Annotated in this window: 18 protein-coding genes; 11 read left to right on the forward strand and 7 right to left on the reverse strand. The window is 71.1% G+C overall.

The annotated features are described in order from the left end of the window. Window positions 1–525: 525 nt before the first annotated feature. Both LXT23_RS28700 and LXT23_RS28705 read left to right on the forward strand, forming a co-directional pair. On the forward strand, window positions 526–2,676 hold the full coding sequence (locus LXT23_RS28700) for a TonB-dependent receptor plug domain-containing protein (protein WP_253983507.1): 2,151 nt from the start codon (window positions 526–528) through the stop codon (window positions 2,674–2,676). A gap of 48 nt (window positions 2,677–2,724) precedes the next feature. After that, window positions 2,725–3,909 carry a hypothetical protein gene (locus LXT23_RS28705; protein WP_253983508.1) on the forward strand — a complete coding sequence of 395 codons (1,185 nt, stop codon included), beginning with the start codon at window positions 2,725–2,727 and terminating at the stop codon, window positions 3,907–3,909. Between the two features lie 58 nt (window positions 3,910–3,967). Here LXT23_RS28705 and LXT23_RS28710 read toward each other — a convergent pair whose 3' ends face one another. From LXT23_RS28710 to LXT23_RS28735, 6 genes are all read right to left on the reverse strand, one after another. Further along, window positions 3,968–5,014, reverse strand: coding sequence for a phosphatase domain-containing protein (locus LXT23_RS28710; protein WP_253983509.1), 1,047 nt, complete (start codon window positions 5,012–5,014; stop codon window positions 3,968–3,970). Continuing rightward, window positions 5,011–6,048, reverse strand: coding sequence for a phosphate acyltransferase PlsX (plsX, locus tag LXT23_RS28715; RefSeq protein ID WP_253983510.1), 1,038 nt, complete (start codon window positions 6,046–6,048; stop codon window positions 5,011–5,013). Before plsX ends, LXT23_RS28710 begins: the two co-directional genes overlap by 4 nt. A 10-nt stretch (window positions 6,049–6,058) precedes the next feature. Continuing rightward, window positions 6,059–7,345: an MFS transporter gene (locus LXT23_RS28720; RefSeq protein WP_253983511.1), complete on the reverse strand. Its 1,287-nt coding sequence runs from the start codon at window positions 7,343–7,345 to the stop codon at window positions 6,059–6,061. 101 nt (window positions 7,346–7,446) lie between these two features. Beyond that, window positions 7,447–9,489: an adventurous gliding motility protein GltC gene (gltC, locus tag LXT23_RS28725; RefSeq protein WP_253983512.1), complete on the reverse strand. Its 2,043-nt coding sequence runs from the start codon at window positions 9,487–9,489 to the stop codon at window positions 7,447–7,449. Then, the gene (locus LXT23_RS28730) at window positions 9,486–10,262 is read right to left on the reverse strand and encodes an outer membrane beta-barrel domain-containing protein (RefSeq protein WP_253983513.1); all 777 of its coding nucleotides are present in this window, start codon (window positions 10,260–10,262) and stop codon (window positions 9,486–9,488) included. The genes gltC and LXT23_RS28730 overlap by 4 nt, the downstream gene beginning before the upstream one ends. After that, window positions 10,259–11,083, reverse strand: coding sequence for an outer membrane beta-barrel domain-containing protein (locus LXT23_RS28735; RefSeq protein ID WP_253983514.1), 825 nt, complete (start codon window positions 11,081–11,083; stop codon window positions 10,259–10,261). Before LXT23_RS28735 ends, LXT23_RS28730 begins: the two co-directional genes overlap by 4 nt. A 277-nt stretch (window positions 11,084–11,360) precedes the next feature. On the opposite strand from LXT23_RS28735, the gene cglC reads away from it, so the two are divergent. The 5 genes from cglC to ybaK all read left to right on the forward strand — a co-directional run bounded on the left by cglC (window position 11,361) and on the right by ybaK (window position 15,787). Further along, entirely contained in the window at window positions 11,361–11,900 is a 540-nt protein-coding gene (gene cglC, locus LXT23_RS28740; protein ID WP_253983515.1) for an adventurous gliding motility lipoprotein CglC, read from the forward strand. Between the two features lie 86 nt (window positions 11,901–11,986). After that, a complete protein-coding gene (locus LXT23_RS28745; protein ID WP_253983516.1) occupies window positions 11,987–13,420 on the forward strand; it encodes a vWA domain-containing protein in 1,434 nt (477 codons plus the stop codon). Window positions 13,421–13,666: 246 nt separating this feature from the next. Then, a complete protein-coding gene (gene purE / locus LXT23_RS28750; protein ID WP_253983517.1) occupies window positions 13,667–14,164 on the forward strand; it encodes a 5-(carboxyamino)imidazole ribonucleotide mutase in 498 nt (165 codons plus the stop codon). Beyond that, the gene (purK, locus tag LXT23_RS28755) at window positions 14,161–15,303 is read left to right on the forward strand and encodes a 5-(carboxyamino)imidazole ribonucleotide synthase (protein WP_253983518.1); all 1,143 of its coding nucleotides are present in this window, start codon (window positions 14,161–14,163) and stop codon (window positions 15,301–15,303) included. Before purE ends, purK begins: the two co-directional genes overlap by 4 nt. Before the next feature lie 4 nt (window positions 15,304–15,307). Further along, a complete protein-coding gene (gene ybaK, locus LXT23_RS28760; RefSeq protein WP_253983519.1) occupies window positions 15,308–15,787 on the forward strand; it encodes a Cys-tRNA(Pro) deacylase in 480 nt (159 codons plus the stop codon). An 8-nt stretch (window positions 15,788–15,795) separates the two neighbouring features. On the opposite strand, the gene LXT23_RS28765 is transcribed toward ybaK, so the two are convergent. Then, entirely contained in the window at window positions 15,796–16,824 is a 1,029-nt protein-coding gene (locus LXT23_RS28765) for a zinc-binding dehydrogenase (RefSeq protein ID WP_253983520.1), read from the reverse strand. A 74-nt stretch (window positions 16,825–16,898) separates the two neighbouring features. On the opposite strand from LXT23_RS28765, the gene LXT23_RS28770 reads away from it, so the two are divergent. From LXT23_RS28770 to sitI6, 4 genes are all read left to right on the forward strand, one after another. Beyond that, window positions 16,899–18,152, forward strand: coding sequence for a hypothetical protein (locus tag LXT23_RS28770; RefSeq protein ID WP_253983521.1), 1,254 nt, complete (start codon window positions 16,899–16,901; stop codon window positions 18,150–18,152). Window positions 18,153–18,266: 114 nt separating this feature from the next. Next, window positions 18,267–19,451: an EAL domain-containing protein gene (locus LXT23_RS28775; RefSeq protein ID WP_253983522.1), complete on the forward strand. Its 1,185-nt coding sequence runs from the start codon at window positions 18,267–18,269 to the stop codon at window positions 19,449–19,451. Between the two features lie 36 nt (window positions 19,452–19,487). Next, the gene (sitA6, locus tag LXT23_RS28780) at window positions 19,488–20,141 is read left to right on the forward strand and encodes a SitA6 family polymorphic toxin lipoprotein (protein WP_253983523.1); all 654 of its coding nucleotides are present in this window, start codon (window positions 19,488–19,490) and stop codon (window positions 20,139–20,141) included. Between the two features lie 7 nt (window positions 20,142–20,148). Beyond that, window positions 20,149–20,874, forward strand: a complete 726-nt coding sequence (gene sitI6, locus LXT23_RS28785) for a SitI6 family double-CXXCG motif immunity protein (RefSeq protein ID WP_253983524.1) — start codon at window positions 20,149–20,151, stop codon at window positions 20,872–20,874. The last annotated feature ends 2 nt before the right edge of the window (window positions 20,875–20,876 follow it).

Below are 20,876 nucleotides of genomic sequence, written 5' to 3' on the forward strand. Positions count from 1 at the left end.
GTGGGGATTTCGGGAAGGCGTGGAAGTGCATCCTGCTCCGGGCTCGCTCCGGTTGCGGTGAAGGGTGACACGCACGTGGCGCACCTGGCCGGAAGCGCGTGGATGACCCGTTCCTCCGGGGCACTCTGTCCCGTATCAACACGCCATGCACGTGAAACGTTCTGGGACTGTCCGGGGAGCCGGGCAGCGGGTCGCCCGGAGGGGGACCGGGCAGGTCGCCCCCCCCCCGGCTCTGGCTCCCTGACGCCCTGGCGCCCTCGCGCTCTGCCCGGGGGGACGGGCCGGATGGCGGGCGGCCGAGTCCTGGCGGCCCACCCGGGCCGGAATGTCGGTTGATGGCCAGCCGGGGGCGGAGGCCCGGTATGGTGGGTCTCCCCGGCCCCGATGCGTCCGCTCCGTACCGCCTCGCTCCTGTGTACCGCCCTCCGGCTCCCCTGCCTGACGCTGGGGCTGCTCCACGGCTCGGGAGCGTGGGCCCAGGAGGCGGCCTCCCCGGCGCCGGCTCCGGCCTCCACGGAAGCGCCAATGGCCGCCCCGGTGGCCACGGAGGCGGAGCAGGCCGGGACGTCGGCGCCTGAAGCCCCCGCCTCCCGCGAGACGGTGGTCTCCGCGCCGGCCGCCACGCAGGACGCGCCCGAGGGCCGCGCGTCGAGCACCGTCACCCGCGCCGACCTGGAGCGCCGGCTGCCGCGCTCGGCGCCGGACGCGCTGCGCTGGGAGCCGGGCGTCTTCGTGCAGCAGACGGCGCACGCGCAGGGCTCCGCCTTCGTGCGCGGGCTCACCGGCCAGCAGACGCTCGCGCTGTTCGACGGCATCCGCCTCAACACCAGCACCTGGCGCCAGGGCCCCAACCAGTACTTCTTCACCCTCGACTCGCGCACGCTGGACTCGGTGGAGGTGCTGCGCGGCGGCGCCTCCACGCCCTATGGCTCGGACGCGCTGGGGGGCGTGCTGCTGGCCCACCCGCTGGAGCCACCTGCCCGGCCCACGGCCTTCCGCCCCACCCTCTTCCTGCGAGGCGCCACCTCGGACGAGGAGCGCGGCGGGCGCGTGCAGGTGCAGGGGGCCACGGAGCGGCTCGGCTTCATCGGCGGCGTGGGAGGCCGGCGCGTGGGCCTGCTGGAGAGCGGCGGCCCCGTGTACAACCTCACGGACGGAAAGCTCCCGGAGGTGCCGCGCTTCGCGGAGGACCAGCGCACGCAGCTGGGCACGGGCTTCGACGAGCTGACCGCGGACGGGCGCCTCGTCTGGCGCGCCACGGCCGAGGACACGCTGACGGCGGCGGCGTACCTCTATCGCCAGTACGACGCCCCGCGCACGGACCAGTGCGCCCCGCCCTTCTCGCGCTTCGACGAGTGCCTCCAGTACGACCAGCAGTTCCGCACGCTGGCGTACGCCGCCTGGTCCCACGCCGGGGCGGACGGCCTCACGGCCCGCGCCACCCTCTCCTGGCAGCGGCAGCACGAGCGGCGCACCTTCGACCGGCCCGCCTTCAACGTGGTGGACCAAGGCACCGACGACGTGGACACGCTGGGCGCCACGCTGCGCCTGTCCCCCGCGCCGCTCGTCGTGGCCTCGCGGCCGCTGCGCCTCTCCTACGGCGTGGACGGCGCCTGGGACTTCGTGCGCTCGGAGGCCCTCACCACCTTCACCGCGCTCGAGCTGCAGCTGGAGCGCAGCCGGGGCCAGTACCTGGAGGGCTCGCGCTACTTCACCGGCGGCGCCTTCGTGGATGCGGCGTGGGAGCTCCACCCGGTGCTCACCGCGCGCGCCGGCACCCGGCTGGGACTGGCAACGGCGCGGGCCCCGGAGGACACCGAGTCCGGCACGCTCGCCGTGGACCGCACGTGGGTGCCGTGGGTGGGCCATGCCGGCCTCGAGTGGCGGGCCACGCGCGTCCTCACGCTGCTGGCGCACGTGGACCGCTCCTTCCGCGCGCCCAACCTGGATGACCTCACCTCGCGCCAGCAGACGGGCCCGGGCTTCCAGTTCGAGAACGCGGCGCTCTCCCCCGAGCGCGCCACCACGGTGGACGTGGGCGCCCGCGTGCGCACCCACCGCGTCACGCTGGAGGGCTGGGGCTTCGCCACCCGGCTGACGGACGCCATCGGCCGGCGGCCGCGTGACGTGGCGGACTGCCCGCCGGCCACCCCGCAGTGCAACGCGTCCTGGTCCCGCTTCCAGCTCGTCAACGCACGCGAGGCGAGCCAGCTGTACGGCCTGGAGGGCAGCACGCGCGTGCGGCTCCCCGCGGCCTTCACCGTGCAGGCCGGGGTGGCGTGGACGTGGGGCGAGGGCCCCAACCTCGCCGAGCGTCCGAGCAACCCGGCCGTCCCCTACTCGCCGCGCATCCCCCTGTCGCGAGTGCCGCCCCTCAACGGCACGGTGGAGCTGCTCTGGGCACACCCTTCGGGCCTCTCCGCCAGCACCGGCCTGCGCTGGGCGCGCGCGCAGAAGCGGCTGGCCCTCTCGGACCGCTCGGACGCGAGAATTCCGCTGGGAGGGACACCCGGCTACGCGGTGGCGGAAGTGCGAGCAGCCTGGCGACTCGACACGCGGTGGGTGGTGGCCGCCGTGCTGGAGAACGTCACCGACGCGGCGTACCGTTCGCACGGCTCGAGCGTCAACGGCCCGGGCCGGGGACTCGTGGTCTCTCTCGAGGCCACTCCCTTCTGACAGAGCGCCCCCGAGCGCCGCCTCCTTCCCCCGCAGGAGAAGACATCCATGAAGCGAACCCTGCTGACCCTGGCCGCGGCGGCCCTGCTCGCCACCGCGTGCGACTCCGACCCGGACCCCACGGAGACTCCTGACGCCGGAAGCGTCGATGCCGGAAGCCCCGACGGCGGTCCTGGCGACGCCGGTCCTGGCGACGGCGGTACCGGCGACGGAGGCACCGACGCCGGCTGCGAGAACCCCACCTACACGGAGGACGTCAGCGCCTGTCAGCCGGCGGCCACGGACTACCGGCCCCGAGACCCGGCGGCCAACAACGGCCCGGAGGACGCGTGGCCCGCGTGCATCTCCGACACCAACACGTACTCGCCCATCGACCCCAACATCTCCACCGTGGCGCGCGTGGCGGCGTTCGACCAGCTTGCCGTGAAGCTGTGGAAGGACGGCAAGGTGCCCACGAACCTGGAGTTCGTGGAGTCGCTGGACCTCTTCACGCAGCCCGAGGGCCTGGCGTCGCGCGTGCAGCGCCGCGAGGACGTGCACTACCCGCCGGCACCCAACGGTGGGCGCTGCCGGGACCAGGGCGTGCCGGAGACGGCGCCGGACCGGTGCGTGGGCCCGGCGAAGCTGCTGCCCATCATCAACGACGCCTTCACGCGAGGCGCCCGGGGTGAGACGCCGCGCGTGCAGGCCGCGCGAATCGAGGCGGCGCTGCTCTGGTTCCTCTACGTGTCCCCGCTGTCCGAGGTGACGAGCTGCGGCGGAGCGCCCAAGGACTGCGACAGCGCCTGGGCGTACTACACGGGTGGCACGGAGCGCGCGGTGCCCAAGGGCCTGGCGGCGTACGTGAAGGCGCTGGGGCCGGAGACGCACGAGCGCGCCTATGACGCGGCGCTGGCGGTGCGCTGCTGGCGCAACCTGGACAATGAGACTGGCACCGCGACGAACACGGCGATGCAGCAGCGCGCGCTGAACCAGTACGACACGGCGCTGCTGCGCGGCACGGCGCTCATCCTCCGCCAGCGCCTGACGGAGCTGACGTGCGGCGACACCGAGGGCAACGGGGCACGCCTGGCCTTCATCAACACGATTGGCCCCTTCTTCGACCGCGCGGCCCGGGCCATCAACCCCGCGCGGGCGGACGCGCTGAAGGCCGAGGTGGAGAAGACGGACGCGGAGGCGGTGGACGTGGACGCCGCCGTCGCCGCCCTCGACGCCCTCTTCCCCTGCCCGTAGTCACTGCTTCATCCAGGCGTCCGGTGCGCGCGCTGGCGTGGCACCGGGCCCTGCCGCCCTACTCTTCCGCCGGCTTCGTCCGGCGCTTGCTGTTGCGCGGCATGGCGTGGTGGATGAGCTTCACGTAGTCCACCGCCTGCACGGGCGGCGGCGGCGGCGGCGTGCCCAGCGCGGCCAGCCGCTTGCTGAACGCGGCCAGGATGTCCGGCATGGGCCGCATCGCCGCCAGCAGCTTGTTGGGCCCCTCCAGCGCCTGCGACAGCGCAATCGCCGCCTGCTGCAGCGGCAGCCCGCGCCTCAGCAGGTCCTGGAAGGAGTTGGACAGGGTGATGATGTTGTGCCCCGCCGTCTGCACCATCTCCACGGCAATCTTCAGCACCTGCGGCGCCGTCAGGTGGCCGTCCGCCAGCAGCACCAGCGCGGCCTGGAAGTAGTTGAAGATGGGCACCACGCGCGGCCCGTACGCGGTGAACTGCGCGGGCGGCGTCAGCCGGTCCAGGTGGATGAAGATGCGCCGCACCGGGTCCGACACCGGAATCTTCTTCCACGCCTCGCGCACCCGCGCCTGGTCGTCCGGGTACACCCCGCCCGCCTCCAGGACTTGAGAGAGCACCCGCTCGTCCACGCGGCCGGCAATCAGGTCCGCGAACAGCGAGTAGATGAACGCGTCCGCCTCCGCGTCGTCGCCGAAGAGCACCTCCTCGGCCTCCACCGGCGCGTGCACGCGGCTCTCCAGGATGGCCGGCAGCTTGTAGCCCACCTGCCCGCGCAGGGCCCGGAAGCGACCGCGCAAGAGGTTGCCCACGTTGTCCTTGAGGACGAACTCGTCCCACTTCACGCCGTCCAGCTTGAGCTTCTCCTCCAGCACCGCCCGCATCTGCTTCGGGCTGCCGGAGACGATGCACAGCCGCGAGTCGCCCTGCTCCGACAGCTCCCGGATGAGCGCGCTCGCCCCGGGCACCGCCACCTTCTGGTGCGCCTTCTGGAACGCCGTGCGCACCAGGTCACGGAGCGAGTCGAACTCCGTCTGGAGGTACGTCTTGTCCAGGTCCCACCGGTAGATGCGCCGGGGCGGACGCGGGTCGATGCGGTCCGGCAGACTCACTTCTTCAGGCCCTCCCGGATGGCCTGCCCCAGGTTGTTGGCCACCACCTTCGCCGCCACCTTGCCCGCGTTGGCGATGGCCCGCGACTTGGAGCGACCGTGCGCCTTGATGAAGATTTTATCGAACCCCAGAATCGGCGCGCCGCCGTACTGGTTCCAGTCGGTGATGTCCTTGATGCGCTGGATGCCGCTGGACAGCATGGCCAGGCCCGCGCGCCAGCGCAGGCTCTCCTTGTAGGCGTACTGGGCCAGCTCCACGACGGTGTCGTGCACGCCCTCCAGCATCTTCAGGCACACGTTGCCGGTGAAGCCGTCGGTGACGATGACGTCCGCGGTGCCCTTCGGGATGTCGATGCCCTCCACGTTGCCGATGAAGTTGATGTCACCCAGCGACGACAGCCGCGAGTGCGCCTCCACCACCCGGGGCGGGCCCTTCTGCGGCTCCACGCCGTTGGACAGGAGCGCCACCTTGGGCCGGTCGTTCTTGGAGATGATGCGCGCATAGGCGGAGCCCATGACGGCGAACGTCACCAGGTCATCCGCCGTGGCCTCCACCGTGGCGCCCACGTCGAGGATGAGGGAGAACGGGTCCTCCTTCGCGCCCCGCACCGAGCGCGTCGGGTACACCGTGGCCAGCGCCGCGCGGCGCACGCCGGGGATGAGCTTGAAGTGCCGCGCGCACGCCAGCACGCCCGCCCCCGTGTTGCCCGCGGACACCAGCGCGTCGGCCTCGCCCTCGGCCACCAGCCGCGCCGCCACCGCGACGGAGGCGTTCGGCTTGCGCGCCAGCGCCTCGCCCGGCTTCTCGTCCATACCGACGAAGTCCGCCGCGTGCTGCACGGAGATGCGCTCGCCGTTGTGCTTCGTCTCCGCCAGCGCCTCGTCGATGAGGGTGCGGTCCCCCACCAGGAGCGTGTGGATGTGGGGGGACTCCAGCGACAGCATCGCCGCCCCGCGCACCACCTCCGCCGGGCCGTGGTCCGTCCCCATGACATCGAATGCAATCGTCACCGGCTGCGGCTGCGTCCCCACCATGGCCTCCATCTTAGGACCTTTGCTCGGCCCCCGCGCCTGCCAATCTCGACTGGGCCACCAGGGACAGCGCCAACACCCCGGCCAGCCCCACCATCAACGCCGCCGTCCCATACGGCGCCCCCGGCCCCAAGCGGGTGAAGAGCCACCCGCCCAGCGCCGGCCCCACAATCCGCCCCAGCGAGCCGAAGGCCTGGTACGCCCCCAGCACCGCCCCCTGCCGCTCCGGCGGAGCATGCAGGGATACCAGGGCGGACAGACACGGGTTCACCAGCGCCGAGCCCACCGCCAACAGGCCCATCACCGGAAAGAGCCATGAGTAGGTCGGCGCCACCGGCATCAGTGAAAGCCCCACCGCCGTCAGGCCGAGCCCCACCGTGGCCAGCAGGGCCTCGCGCCCCGGCCTGCCGTCCGTCCCGCCGACCAGCCGCCGCACCAGCCCGCCCTGCACCAGCGCGGACAGCACGCCCACCGTGGCGAACAGCCAGCCCGCCCTCAGGCTCGCCTCGCGCAGCACCGCCGCGTCCGGCAGCGCCGCCTGGAGGAACAGCCCGCCCTCCTTCAGCGGCACCGGCCCGGACGACAGGAACTTCGTCAACAGGAAGACGGAGAACGTCCCCTCCATCTGCGCGAAGGCCGTGGTGAACACCAGCATCAGCACCAGGCAGCGCCCCACCACCGGCAGCGTCAGCGCCAGCGAGGCGCCCTTGAGCGTGCGCGCATGGCCCGAGCCCGGGGCGTCCTTGCGCCGCGTCTCCGGGAGGAAGAGGAAGGTGCAGGTGAGGTTGAGCGCCACCAGCCCCGCGGCGAACAGGCCGATGGCGAGGTTGCCGCCCCACGCCCCCAGGAAGCCTCCCAGGGCCGGCCCCAGCACGAAGCCCAGCCCGAAGGCCGCGCCGATGATGCCCATGCCCCGGGCCCGGTCCTTGGCCGTGGTGATGTCCGCGACGACGGCCTGCGCGGTGGCGATGTTGCCCCCGGACACCCCGTCGATGACGCGCGCCAGGAACAGCAGCGGCAGCGACTGGGCGAAGGCGAACAGCAGGTAGCCCGCCAGCGAGCCCACCTGGCTGAGCAGCAGCACCGGCCGGCGGCCGTACCTGTCACTCAGCCGGCCCAGCACGGGCGCCGCCACCAGCTGCATCAACGAATAGACGGAGATCAGCAGCCCCACCGTGAAGGGCGAGGCGCCGAACTTCACTCCGTACACGCCCAGCTGCGGAATCAGGATGCCGAACCCGATGAGGTCCAGCGTGACGATTCCGAAGACGACGCGCAGTGACGCCGCCCGCCTCACCACCAGGTGCCCCTTCCTTCCAAAAAAGAAAACCGCCGGGAGCGCGGAAGATAGCGCCCCCAGCGGTCGTCCGGGTGGAGAAGTCCTCGCCCCCTGGGCGGTTGCTACATCGCCTCGGCGGACTGGACGTTCCGGTTGGCGGTGTCCCGCTCGATGCAGCCCTTGGTCAGCGTGTACTGGTAGGTGCCCAGCTCGTCGCGCCAGTACTCGCCCTCGTAGGGCCAGTAGAGCTGGTCGTCGGAGACGGCCACCGAGTACTTGTACTTCTTGACGATGGCCGTGCGGCCGCCCGCCTTGAGCTGCTCCTCGAGGAACTCCTTCTCCTTCGTCGTCGTCTCGAACTTGATGCGCAGGCCGTTGGCCAAGAGCTGCTTGAGCGCCACGAGCTCCGTCTCCAGCTTGCCCTTGGCCATGATGCCCGCCTTGGAGATGAGGCCGGTGCGCTGCACCTTCAGCTCCTCCAGCAGCGTCTTGCTCAGGTCCGAGTACTTGAAGGTGTCCGCCCGGTTGGCGAAGGCGTCCATCTCCCCCTCGAGCTCGAGGATGGAGTCGTTCGTCTTGCGCAGGTCCTGGTCCGTCAGGGCCAGCCGGAGGATGCGCTCCAGGATGAGGTCCGTCTCGTTCTTCTCCAGGCCGTCCTTGTTCTTCTTCTGCACCTCGGCGAGCACCGAGTAGTACTCCCCGGCGTCCATGTTCTTCTTCACCAGCGACTCCAGCTGGTCGTGCACCGGCAGGTAGGTGCGCTCGAAGTCCTGGAGGATGAGGTTGGACTCCCGGTAGCGGCAGTTCTCGTAATAGATGACCGCCTTCAGGATGAGCGCCTCGGGGAAGTACTCGTCGCGGAAGAAGGGCGAGGACAGCGTAATCAGGTTGCCCAGCGCCTGCTCGAACTGGCCCACGCGGTAGTTGGCCCAGGAGGCCTCGAAGAGGGACTCCAGCCACTGCGTGTTCCCGCGCTCCACCTTGCCCAGGTAGAACAGGGCGAAGCGGTTCTGCTGCATGCCGTAGTGCGTGCGGGCCAGCTGCATGAAGGCCAGCTCGCGCAGCGACTTGTCCAGCTTCGTCTGCTCGGCGGACTTGCCAGCCATGGGCCGGGTGAGGCGGACGACCTCCTTCATCGCCTCGATGGCCGCCAGCATGTCCCCGTTGCCGCGCTTGGCCGCCGCGTCCTTCTGCCGGCTGCCGTTGCGGAAGGAGGACAGGCCCTCGAGGTACTTCGCGCGCGGGTAGAACGGGTCATTGCGCGGAATGGACAGCGCCAGGCGCTTCACTTCCGAGAAGCTCTTGTCCGCGTCCGCCGGCTGGCCCACCTGGTCCAGCGCCCGGCCGCGCACGAAGTGGTAGCGCGCCAGCAGGTAGCGGAACTCGTTGCGGTACTTCTCAGGGAACTCCTGGTTCGCGTGGCGGGCAATCTCGTCGAGGATGACCGTCTCGTTCTTCGTCTTGCGGCTGATGAAGAAGAGCCACTCGAGGCTCGTCTTGAAGAACTTGGTGGACGGGCCCAGCGACAGCAGCTTGGAGAACTCGCCCAGGGACGAGTGGTACATGCCCATGCGGTAGAGCGACTTGGCCAGGACGTAGCGCGCCTCGGTGTGCAGGCCCGCCAGCTTCGCGTCGCCCAAGAGCTCGTGCGCCGCCATGGCGGCCTTCTCGTACTCGTCGTTCTTGAAGAGGCTGACGGCCACGTCCAGCCGCTGGCGGTCCGCCGTCTTGCCGGAGACGTCCACCGCGTCGAAGGACATGGTGGGCGCGGCCGGCTTCTTGGCGTCGCTCGTCAGGTCCAGCCCCAGGCCGGGGTTGGAGGCACCGGCGCTCGCCGGAGGCGAGGCGGGCGTCGGGGCGGGCGCGGTGGCGGCGGGCTGCTCGGCCACGGCGGGCGCCGTGCTCCCGGTGACGGCCTCGGCCGGCGCGGGCGCCGGGCTCTCGGTGGCGGCCGTCGGGTCCTCCTCGGGGGCCGCCGCGGGGGTGGCCGCCTTGCCCTTGCCCTTGCGGGTGGGCTTCTTCTTCTTGCTGGCGGCGCCCTTCTTCTTCTTCTTGGACTGGGCGCCGAGGTCCAGGCCCTCGAAGCTCTGGGCGTAGGTAGGGGCCGTCCACGCGAGCGCGAGCCCGAGGACGGCGACACGGATGAGCCGGAAGGAGCGGATCATGACTCGGAGCCGTTGAGGAAGAAGAAGGAGACGCCCAGCTCGAACAGGAGCTGGTTGCGCAGGTAGCTGTCGGTGGTGCGGCTCTTCTCCACGTAGATGAGGTCACGCACCTCGGTGCGCAGCGTCACCCAGCGGTTGAAGAAGAAGCGCGCGCCGACGCCCACGTTGCCGCCGCCGGTGAGGTAGTTCTTCGCGCCGGTGGGGGTGCTCAGCTCCGGCCCGCGGTACTGCACCACGGAGGCGCCCGCGATGCCGTACAGGTCGAAGCTGACGAACTTCTCCGCCAGCAGCGACAGCTTGCCGTAGATGGGCGCCCACTGGACGTCCGCGCCACCCAGCAGCTTGAGCTGGCCCGGGGCCTGCCCATCCAGCTGGTTCAGGGTGGGCGAGCCGCAGCCGCGCGTGTCGCCCGCACCCGAGTCACCGAAGGTGCAGATCTGCGCGGCGCCGGCCACGGCGTTCACCGCGTAGCCCAGGCGCAGGCTGACGCCGAGCGTCTCCAGCGGGTGGTACGTCAGCGTGCCGCCGAAGATGTACTTGCTGAAGAACGCGTCGCGCAGCGACAGCGTGGCGGACGGGCTGAACTCGAAACGCCCCTTCTTGAGGAAGAGGTGCCCGGAGACGGGGCGCACGCGCTCGCGCAGCGGCCCGAGCCGGTCCTTGTCCACCTCGGACACGTCGCCGGCCTCCTCCTCCTCGGAGGTGGACTGCGCGTGGCCCAGGACGGGCGCGACGAGGCACAGGGCCAGGAGCAGACGGAGTGCCAGCTTCATTCCGCGTCCCTCCCCGTGGAGCTGAAGGGCAGGAACAGCGAGATGCCCGCGTTGAGCGTCATGACGTTCTGGATGGCGCCCTTGCTGCTGCCCAGGGGCTGATCCACATAGGAGGTGTTGATGAGGGCCACGTTCACGGCGATGTAGTCCTTCGCCACGAAGCGCATGCCCAGGCCCAGGTCGGCGGCCGGGTTGAGGCCGCGGTCGGGCAGCGCCGAGGTCTCCGTCTGCACCACGCCCGCCCCCGCCAGCAGGTAGCCGTCGAAGTGGAGGATGGAGTTGAGGAAGGCCACCTTGCCGTACAGCGGGCTCCACTCCACGTCGCCCATGGCCGACCACTCGGGCACCGAGTTGTAGATCTTGCTGTTGAACGTCCGCTTGGCGGTGCGCACGTCGTCGGACGGCACGACCTGCATCACGGAGGCGCGGGCGGCGATGGCCAGCGTGTCCGCCAGGTACCAGGCGCCGCGCAGCGACGCGCCCACCTTGGAGTAGAACGGATCATTCACCGAGATGCTGATGAGCGGCGTCAGCTCGAAGCGCCCGGCCTTTCGGTAGACCTTGCGCTGCACGCTCTTCACCCGGTCCTCCTGGGTGATGTCCGTCAGGGGCGGCAGGGCCTCCAGCTCGGGTGTGGCCTCCGCCGGGGCAGCGGCCACGGCGGGCGTGGCCTCCTCGGCGGGGGGCGCGGTGGGAGTTTCTTCAGAGGACGTCTGGGCCGGGGACTCTTCCGTCAGGTCGAGTCCCATGCCTTCCTGGCTCTGCGCGGATGCCAGCGTCGGCACCAGACACAGGGCGAGCAGCAACTTGGGGCGGTTCAAATCCGGAGGCTCCGTGGAGGAGGGGGGGCGTAACTGCCACCGGGGGGTACTGCGCAACTCTCGGTTTCCGCATCCTATCGGTCACATTCCCAACCATCAACCGCCCTGCGCAAGCCTGGTTACCCTGTATCCCTCCGGTATTCCTTCACAATTCCACCCCCCCTCCTGTGGTACCGGGGGCGTTGGCCTTCCGGGGTGCTGTGTTACCCTTCCGGGCACTGTGCGGGCCCCGCGGTCCCGCGCCCCCCAATCCCCCCTTTGTAGAGGTGTCATGAAGATGTCCGTGCGAACCGCCCTCCTGATGTCCGCCTCGCTGCTGCTGGGTGGCTGTGAAGTGGCCAGCGAGATTGGCAAGGAGTGCACCCTGGTGCGCAAGGCGACCGCCGAGGAGGAAGTGACCTTCGGCAAGAAGTTCAGGCCCATCCTCCAGGGCGAGGTGGCGCCCAACCAGGACGTCATCTCCTTTGGCTCCATCGAGTGCGAGGACCTCGTCTGCGTGCGCGACGCGGACGTGCCCTTCGAGATGATGCAGAACCCGGAGGACCCGGAGGGCCCGCAGATCATCAACCGCGGCGCCGAGGCCAAGGGCTACTGCAGCAAGGAGTGCGTGGAGGGCTCCAACGCGTGCGAGGTGAAGGACACCAGCGGCGTGCTGGAGGGCCTGCCCCAGCGGATGACGTGCCGCTCGCTGCTGCTGGACCAGGACACCCTGGAGGCGCTGCGCTCCTCGGACGAGGCCTTCTACCGGCGGACGTTCGGCGAGAACAACTCGCCCTTCTTCTGCGCCGGGACGCCCGCCTCCGCGCAGGGCAACTGACACTTTCGAGCGCGGAGGGTAGACCTTTTTCCGCGCCTCGTTCGTAAAGGCAGGGCCCGCGTCACCAGCGCAAGGAGCCCTGCCCCATGAACCGAACGGTCCTCTTCCTCAGTCTGGCCGGCGGCCTCGCCCTCACCGCCCTGGTGCTGGGGCTGCCCCACGTGGGCTCCCCGCCGCCCGCGGTGGTTCCCCGCGTGACGGAGCCGGCCGTGGTGCCCCCGCCGCCCCCGTCGAGCGTGGTGACGGGGGCGCCCGGCTCCATCAGCCTGACGAGCCGCCTGTCGCACCCGTACATCCCCGCGGGCACGTCCGAGGTCTTCGCCACGGTGGACCTGGCGGGGGCCGAGGTGCCCGGGGCGATGCGCAGCCCCGTCAACCTGGCGCTGGTCATCGACCGCTCGGGCTCCATGAGCGGCTACAAGCTGGCCCAGGCGAAGCAGGCGGCGCGGCACCTGGTGACGCTCCTGCGCAACGAGGACCGGCTGGCCATCGTCCACTATGGCTCGGACGTGAAGAGCCTGCCGTCGCTGGCGGCCACGCCCGGCAACCGCGAGCGGATGCTCCAGTACATCGACGGCATCTGGGACGAGGGCGGCACCAACATCAGCGCGGGCCTGTCCGCCGGCCGCTTCCAGCTCACGTCCGCGCAGGGGGGCCACACCATCCACCGCCTCATCCTGATGAGCGACGGCCAGCCCACCGAGGGCATCACCGACGACGAGGGCCTGACGCAGCAGGCCCGGGAGCTGCGCGCGGCCGGCATCACGTTGAGCGCCATCGGCGTGGGCACCGACTTCAACGAGGACCTGATGCAGGGCTTCGCGGAGTACGGCGCGGGCGCGTACGGCTTCCTGGAAGACGCGGGCCAGCTGGCCACCCTCTTCCAGAAGGACTTGCAGCAGGCCACCACCTCCGTGGCGCACCACGTGACGCTGAACTTCACGCTGCCGCCGGGCACGTCGCTGGGCGAGGTGCTGGGCTACCGCGCCACCCAGTCCGGCGACACGGTGCAGGTGGCGCTGCCGGACTTCTCCTCGGGCCAGGTGGAGCGCGTGGTGGTGCGGCTGAACGTCACCGACACCACGGTGGGCCGCACGGTGCCGGTGACGGGGGTGCGGCTGGCGTACACGGACCTCATCCGCAACGCGGCCGTGCAGAACGGAATCTGGCTGAGCGCGGTGGTGACGGACCGCGACGAGGAGGTGCTGGCCCGGCAGGACAAGGAGGCCACGGTGTACGCGGCGCGAGCGCGCGGCGCCGCCAACATGCAGCGGGCCGCCGAGGCCCTGCGTGAGGGCCGCAAGGACGAGGCGAAGGGCTACCTCCAGCAGAACCAGGCCCTCTTCCACGAGACGAGCGCCGTGGCCGGCGCCGCCGCGGTGGCCGCCGACATGGCCGAGCAGCAGGCCACCCTCGACGAGTACGACAGCGCCGACAGCGAGGAGGCCACCCGCGCCGCCGTGAAGAAGAGCAAGGTGAAGGCCCTCAAGAGCTTCGGGAAGATGGGCTCCACCTACTAGCTCCCTCCAGCCACGGTGCAGGCACCCGCCGGGCGGCGCCCTCCACTTCCGGGGCCCGCCCGGTTCGGTTTCCGGAGTGCTGCGCCAGGGTGCTCCGCCGGGGGGCAGGCGGGTGGGCGGGAGGGGCCCGGTGGGTGGGCATGGAGCCCCTGCCCCACCTTCCGTGTTGACCGATGGAATCCCCCCGCCCTATCTCCGCGTTTCTCCCGCCTTCGGCTGGAGAGCGCACGGAGGCGCGCACACCACATGGCGAGCACGGTCAGCCCCTGGGTCGGGGTCATCATGGGCGGCAGGAGCGACCTGGAGTACCTGCAGCCCGGGGTCGACATCCTCAAGGAGCTGGGAATCCCGCATGAGGTCCGCGTGGTGTCGGCCCACCGCACCCCGGACTGGATGATGGAGTACGCGTCCACCGCGGAGTCGCGCGGCCTGTCCGTCATCATCGCCGCCGCGGGAGGGGCTGCCCACCTGCCCGGCATGGTGTCCAGCAAGACGCTGCTGCCCGTCATCGGCGTGCCCATGCCCACCACGCTGCTCAGCGGGCTGGACGCCCTGCTGTCCATCGTCCAGATGCCCAAGGGCGTGCCCGTGGGGACGCAGGCCATCGGCAAGCCGGGCGCCGCCAACGCCGCGCTGCACGCCGCCGCCATCCTCTGCCTCAAGTACCCGGAGCTGCGCGAGCGGCTCGCGGCGTGGCGCCAGGCGCGCACCGACGAGGTGCTGGCCCACCGGGAGATTTCATGAAGTCGCGCGTGGTGCTCCCCGGCGGGACGATTGGCATCCTCGGCGGCGGCCAGCTCGGGCGGATGATGGCGCTGTCGGCGCGCACGCTGGGCTTCCAGGTGCAGGCGCTGGACCCGGACGCCACCTGCCCCGCCCGCTCGGTGGTGGACCGCTGCCTCACCGCGTCCTTCTCCGACACCGCCGCCGCCGAGGAGCTGGCGCGCGGCTGTGACACGGTGACGCTCGAAATCGAGAAGATTGCCCTGTCCACGCTGGAGGCGGTGGCCCGGCACACGCCCATGCGGCCCGGCGCGTCCGTGCTGCACGTGGTGCAGCACCGGGGCCGGCAGAAGGGCTGGCTCGCGAAGGGCGGCTTCCCGCTGGGCCCCTGGCGCGAGGCCCACTCCGTCACCGAGCTGGCCGAGGCCATCCAGGCGCTGGGCGGCCGCTGCTTCGTGAAGTCCAGCGAGGGCGGCTACGACGGGCGAGGCCAGTGGGAGGTGAAGTCCGCCGCCGAGGCCCCCACCGCGTGGAAGGAGCTGGGCGAGCGCTCCGTGGTGGTGGAGGCCGCGCTGGAGCTGAAGTCCGAGCTGTCCGTGCTGGTGGCGCGCAACCCCCACGGGGACGTGGCGGTGTACCCGCCGGCATACAACCACCACGAGGAGCGCATCCTCGCGTGGTCCCTGCTGCCGGGCCCGCTGCCGGCCCACGTCGCCGCGCGGGCCACGGAGCTGGCGCGCGGCATCACCGAGGCGCTCCAGGTGGAGGGCCTGCTGGTGGTGGAGCTGTTCCTGCTCAACGACGGCAGCGTGCTCGTCAACGAGCTGGCGCCGCGGCCGCACAACAGCTTCCACTCCACCGAAGTCGCGTGCCTCACGTCCCAGTTCGAGCAGGCGGTGCGCGCGGCGTGCAACCTGCCCCTGGGCTCGGTGGAGGTGGTGCGCCCGGCGGCCATCGTCAACCTGCTGGGGGACTTGTGGCTGAAGGAGGGCGGCCCGCGCTTCGAGCAGGTGCTGGCCATGCCCGGCGTCCGGCTGCACCTGTACGGCAAGCGGGACGCGCGCAAGGGCCGGAAGATGGGGCACCTGTCCGCGGTGGGCACCACGCCCGAGGACGCGCTCGCGCGGGTGAAGGCCGCGGCCACCGCCCTGGGAGTCTGACGCCGTGAAGACGAACGCCGCCCGGCTGCTGGACTCGCTCGGCGTGAAGTACGAGCTGCGCGACTACGAGGTGGACCCGGAGGACTTGTCCGCGGAGACGGTGGCCGCGAAGGTGGGCATGCCCGCCGAGCAGGTCTTCAAGACGCTGGTGGCGCGCGGCGACCGCACGGGCGTGCTGATGGCGGTGGTGCCCGGCAACGCGGAGCTCGACTTGAAGGCCCTGGCCCGGCTGAGCGGCGACCGCAAGGTGGACACCGTGCCCCTCAAGGAGCTGCAGCCGCTCACCGGCTACGTGCGCGGCGGGTGCACCGCCATCGGCGGCAAGAAGGACTATCCCGTCTACGTCGACGAGACGCTGGAGCTGTTCGACGTGGTGGCGGTGTCCGCCGGCGTGCGCGGCACGCAGCTCGTGCTGGCACCCGCGGACTACCTGCGGGTGACGAAGGCGAAGACGGGCCCCATCTCCCGCGACAAGGCGTCCTGAGCGCCGCGCTACGCCGCGCTGCCCTGCCCCGGCACGAAGAGCACCTTGCCGGCCGTCATGTCGGAGGAGGCGATGCGCACCGCCTCGCCCGCGGACTCCAGCGGCAGGCGCGCGCGCACCGGCGTCTGCAGCTCGCGGCCCACCATGGCCGTCACCGCCATGGCCGCGCCGAGCTTCTCCTTGCCGAAGCCCCGCTTGCCCCAGCGCTCCATCCAGAAGCCCTCCACCTTCTTGTCGCCGAAGATGAAGTCGCGCGGGTGGACGCGGCACTCCTGCTCGGACAGCAGGCCGTGGACGATGACGGTGCCCCCGTCGACCAGCGCCTGCGAGAGCTGGCCGGTGAGCCTGCCGCCCACCGCGTCGAAGGCGAGCGAAACCTGGAGCTCCTGGCACATCAGGCGCAGCCGCTCCTCGAACTCCGGCTCATGGCTGCTCAGCACGTGCTCGGCGCCCAGCTTGCGCAACAGCTCCACCTGCTCCGGCCGGCTCACCACGTGCACCATGGGGATGCCGGCCTTGCGCGCCAGCACCCCCAGCATCCGCCCCAGGGCGCTCGCCGCGGCCGTCTGCGCCAGCGCGGCGTGCTTGCCCGCGCGCGCGCGCTCCATGAGCACCCACGCGGTGAAGGGGTTGACGAAGAGGCTCGAGCCCTGCTCGTCGGAGATGTGCGCGCGAAGCGGCAGGCACTGTGACAGCCCCACCACCGCGTACTCCGACCACAGCCCTTCCCCGTCAGCGGGGGCCGCGCAGGCGACGCGCCGGCCCACCATGAGGCGCCCGGTGACGCCGCCCGCGGCGACGACGGTGCCGCTGCCCTCGAAGCCCGGCACCATGGGCAGGGGCTTGCGCGTCCCGTACATGCCGCGGATGAACATCATGTCCGACGGGTTGATGGGGGACGCCGCCATGCGCACCAGCACCTGACGCGCCGTGGGCCGGGGCACGGGCCGCGTCTCCACCCGCAGGGACTCCGGCCGGCCGTCGAAGGCGGTGAGGACCAGCGCTCGCATCGTCTCGGGCAGGGGCAGGGCTTTCATGCGGAAGACCTTTTTATTCGCCCGCGCGTGAAAGGGGGAATTCCCTGCCCGGCCCATGTCCCTGGGGTCTCTCGATGAACGCCACCATCTTGCAGCTCCACCACCGAGAAGCCTTCGAGCGCACCGTCACGCGCGCCCTCGCCGCGGGGGCCGGCGCGGGCCTCGTCCACCTCGCCACCCTGCGTTTGGGCCTGCCGCTGCCGCTGGCGTGGCTGGTGCCGGCCGCGGTGGTGCTGGCGTGCGCGCAGGGAGACAAGTGGGACCGCATCCTCCTGGGGGGCCTGGGGGTGCTGCTCACCGCGCTGCCGTATGCGCTGGGCATGGCGCCGGCGTGGACGGTGGCGTGCAGCGCGGCGGCGGCGGGGGCGCTGCTGGTGCGCGCGCGGCTCAGCGAGCGGGGGGAGAAGGGACAGGTGGCGGACGCGCGCCCCACCCTCGTCCACTTCGGGCTGGGGGCCGCGCTGGGGGCGGGGCTGACGCTGGCGGGCGTGGAGGTGGCGCGCGTCTTCACCGTGCGGCTGGCGGACCTGGCCACGCCGGCCCTGCTGGGGGCGGGGGTGTCGGGGGGCATCCTCGGCCTCTTCGTGGGGCTCAGCGCCGTGGCCGCGCACCTGGCGCTGTCCGCGGACCCGGTGGAGGCGCGCGCCGAGGAGCTGCTGCCCCGGCTCTCCGGTGACTTCCGGACGCAGTCGGAGCGGGCGCTGACGCTCTACCGGCAATGCGGCCAGTCGCTGGCGCTGCTGCCCCGGGAGCCCGCGCGCGAGGAGCTGGCCCGCACGCTGGCGCGCATCACGCGCGACGCGGTGGAGCTGGCCTCGGAGTGGGCCGGCGTGGAGGCGCAGTTGGAGGAGCGCGCGCAGGCGGAGCTCCAGGCCGAGCGCGAGGACCTGGAGCGCAGCGCCCGCGCCAGCACGGACGCGGTGGCGCGCCGGCAGCTCGAGCTGGCCGCGGCCTCGCTGGGGGAAGAGGTGCAGCACCTGGGCGAGCTGAAGCAGCGGCGGGAGCGCATCCTCGCGCGGCTCCGGGCCGAGGTGGCGCTGCTGGAGCGGGCGCGCGTGGCGCTGCTGTCGCTGCGCAGCGGCCAGGCCCAGCTCAAGGCCGCGGAGCTGTCCGCGCTGGCGCGCCGCTTCCGCTCGCTGTCCTCCGTCCAGTGGGAGGAGGGCCAGTCGCTGGACGCCGTCGCCACCCAGGCCGCGCTGTCCGTGACGCCGGGCGTCGCGGCCCCTGCCCCCTCTGATTCCGCCCACACTGTTCAGGCCATCCAGGAAGTCCCGGCCGGGGAGGGTGCGGCGCCAGTGGGGGAATCTTCCCGGATTCGTGAGTCCTGACGGGGCTGTACGCCCGCCCGACGAGGGGCGGAGGGGCCTCCGTTGCCGGGCCGTCAGGAGAATCTCACGGGGGTGGCCTGAAGCCGTGGGACGGTTCAGCTACAATTTCCCCACATGAGCCCCCCCTCCTCCTCCACGCCGGCCCCCGCCTGGCTGTGGAACGGTGACGAGCCGAGCGTCACGTCCGTGTTCCAGCCCATCGTGGACCTCCTGCACGGCGAGGTCATCGGCCACGAGGTGCTGTCACGAGGGCCAGGCGAGTGGCGGGAGCCGCAGGTGCTCTTCACGCATGCGCGGGCGAAGGGCTTCACGTGGGAGCTGGAGCGCGCGTGCTGGACGGCGGCGCTGCGGTGCATCTCCACGCTGCCGGACGAGCAGCGGCGCGCGCCCTTCTTCTTCAACGTCAGCCCGGACGTGCTGAGCGACCCGCGCTTCGGGGACGGCTCCACGATTGAGCTGCTGGCGCGCTACGGGCTGAACCCGAAGCACCTGGTGCTGGAAATCACGGAGAAGGCGGCGTTCGACGACATCGAGCTGATTCAGCGGCTGACGCGGCAGCGCGCGGCGGAGGGCTTCGGGATTGCGCTGGACGACTTCGGCGCGGGGCACTCGGGGCTGGTGACGCTGGTGCACAGCGCGCCGCAGTTCATCAAGCTGGACCAGGCGCTGGTGCGCGACATCCACCGGTACAGCTACCAGCAGCACCTGGTGAAGTCGCTGGTGGCGTTCGCCTCCAGCGTGGACGCCATCCTCATCGCGGAGGGCGTGGAGACGTGGGACGAGCTGGCGGTGCTGCTGCGGCTGGGCATCCGCTACGTGCAGGGCTACCTGGTGGCCCGCCCCGCTCCGTCGCCCGTGATTCCCAACGGGGAGTTCCAGGCGCGGCGCCACCAGGCGATGCGCGCGCTGGACTTCCGCGAGGGCACGGGCGAGGACGACGAGACGGTGGGGAGCATGATCATCCGCCGCACCTGCGGTGACGCGGGCATGTCGGCGGAGGACGTGCGCCGGCTCTTCCACGACACGCCCGCGCTGGACCATGTGGTGCTGCTGGAGGGTGAGCGGCCGTCGGCGCTGGTGACGCGGCGGCACGCGCCGTCGATGAACGACCGCCCGCTGGTGGTGGAGGACCGCATGGCCATCACCACGCTGGCGCGGCTGGCCATGAAGCGCCCGCCGGAGTGGCTCTACGAGCCCGTGGTGGTGACGGATGCGCAGGGCGTCTTCCTGGGCACGGTGACGATGAAGCAGGTCATCCTCCGCGCCACGGAGTTGCTGGAGCGGCGCGGGACGCGGTAAGGGAGCAGAGGGCTCGGGCTGGTAGGTTTCGCGCCCATGCGAAGCCTTCACGCGCTCCTGCTCTTGTGGCTTGCCGTGTCCTGGTCGGGCTGCGCCACCGTCACGCCACGGGTGTCGGCAGAGACGGAATGCGAAGACCCCGGGGCGGACCAGTGCGTCACCCTCCTGTGCCTCGGTGACGCCTGCGGCTTCTACCGGTGCGAGGACATGCCCGGTGAGGTCGAACTGGCGCGCTTCCCGCCCTCGGTGGGGCCTCCGACGCCTGCGGCACCAGGAGGGCGGCCCCGGAGGAACTGGGGCGGCGCGGGGAAGCTGCCCGGTGGCGCTGTCATGGTCTTCCCCAACTGGAACGGCGCGCCCGAGCAGATCATCCCGCCTTCACGCCAGCTCCCGCCCGGCAGATGGGAGAAGCACCACATCTTTCCCCAGCAGGAGGAACTGGCGAGGTGGTTCGAAAAGCAAGGCGTCAGAATCCACGATTTCACCATGCCCCTTCCATTCGAAGTTCATCAACGGATTCACCGCGAGGGAGGGAACGGAGGACCATGGAACCGATCCTGGCTCGACTTCAAGCGCCTGAATCCCAGGGCTACGCCAGAGGAGATCTACAAGCACGCGGGAGAACTCATCTATCGCTTCCAGCTCACGGACGGCCCCGTTCAGCCCTACTATTCTCGCCCCGGGACATGAGGACGTGATGACCCGATTCTTCTGGATGCAGGAAGACGAGGTGGTCGCAGCAAAATACGGTGGCTACATTGAGGCGTCGCACAGGTGGGGGCTCCCCGGCGCACGGTGCCACGCGTGCGGTGCTACATGGAGCGACGTAGGCCACGAGTACCCATGCGTCGACCTGTCGCAATTGCCAGAGCGCGGCGAGTTCAAGATACCCAGGCCCGAGTCCTTCACGGAGTTCGCGCGCCTGCGCGAGCTGGTGCGCCCCCTGGCTCCTCCCAATGCCGAGCTGCCACCTGGTACTGACTTTGGGCTGCTGGAGGGCACTGCTTCTGGGAAGTTTGGCCCTATTGCATGGTCGCCAGGCCAGATCACTCTGCTCATTCAGCGGGATGCGGTGGAGCGGCTCCAGACAGCAGGTGTACGGGGCTTATTGCCCTGCCCGACAGCCTTGCGGTTCCGGAAGAAGGACCCGCCAGAGCTTCTAGAACTACAAATCGAGCCGCGCAGCCGCCTGCACCCGGACTGCATTCCGCAGGATGTGCCGCCACCATGCACCACCTGTGGGCGGCACGGCTTCTCTCGTCCGGACGAGCCCATCCTCGAAGCGGCATCCCTTCCCACAGACAGTGACCTGTTCCGCGTGGGCAACTTCGCTCCGATGCTCATCGGCACCGAGCGCCTCATGGACGCCGTGCAGCGCCTGGAGTTGGAAGGCATCACCTTCCGCGAGCTGCCCACTCGCTAGTC

It is taken from the genome of Pyxidicoccus xibeiensis, assembly GCF_024198175.1.
GTDB lineage: Bacteria > Myxococcota > Myxococcia > Myxococcales > Myxococcaceae > Myxococcus > Myxococcus xibeiensis.

What these genes read in the sequence shown, in the direction of transcription:
- LXT23_RS28770 (WP_253983521.1), top strand. Translation starts at nt 16,899, where the DNA reads ATGAACGCCACCATCTTGCAGCTCCACCACCGAGAAGCCTTCGAGCGC.
- LXT23_RS28705 (WP_253983508.1), top strand. Translation starts at nt 2,725, where the DNA reads ATGAAGCGAACCCTGCTGACCCTGGCCGCGGCGGCCCTGCTCGCCACC.
- purE (WP_253983517.1), top strand. Translation starts at nt 13,667, where the DNA reads ATGGCGAGCACGGTCAGCCCCTGGGTCGGGGTCATCATGGGCGGCAGG.
- purK (WP_253983518.1), top strand. Translation starts at nt 14,161, where the DNA reads ATGAAGTCGCGCGTGGTGCTCCCCGGCGGGACGATTGGCATCCTCGGC.
- LXT23_RS28765 (WP_253983520.1), bottom strand. Translation starts at nt 16,824, where the DNA reads ATGAAAGCCCTGCCCCTGCCCGAGACGATGCGAGCGCTGGTCCTCACC.
- LXT23_RS28730 (WP_253983513.1), bottom strand. Translation starts at nt 10,262, where the DNA reads ATGAAGCTGGCACTCCGTCTGCTCCTGGCCCTGTGCCTCGTCGCGCCC.
- cglC (WP_253983515.1), top strand. Translation starts at nt 11,361, where the DNA reads ATGTCCGTGCGAACCGCCCTCCTGATGTCCGCCTCGCTGCTGCTGGGT.
- plsX (WP_253983510.1), bottom strand. Translation starts at nt 6,048, where the DNA reads ATGGTGGGGACGCAGCCGCAGCCGGTGACGATTGCATTCGATGTCATG.
- gltC (WP_253983512.1), bottom strand. Translation starts at nt 9,489, where the DNA reads ATGATCCGCTCCTTCCGGCTCATCCGTGTCGCCGTCCTCGGGCTCGCG.
- sitI6 (WP_253983524.1), top strand. Translation starts at nt 20,149, where the DNA reads ATGACCCGATTCTTCTGGATGCAGGAAGACGAGGTGGTCGCAGCAAAA.
- sitA6 (WP_253983523.1), top strand. Translation starts at nt 19,488, where the DNA reads ATGCGAAGCCTTCACGCGCTCCTGCTCTTGTGGCTTGCCGTGTCCTGG.
- LXT23_RS28775 (WP_253983522.1), top strand. Translation starts at nt 18,267, where the DNA reads ATGAGCCCCCCCTCCTCCTCCACGCCGGCCCCCGCCTGGCTGTGGAAC.
- LXT23_RS28700 (WP_253983507.1), top strand. Translation starts at nt 526, where the DNA reads ATGGCCGCCCCGGTGGCCACGGAGGCGGAGCAGGCCGGGACGTCGGCG.
- LXT23_RS28745 (WP_253983516.1), top strand. Translation starts at nt 11,987, where the DNA reads ATGAACCGAACGGTCCTCTTCCTCAGTCTGGCCGGCGGCCTCGCCCTC.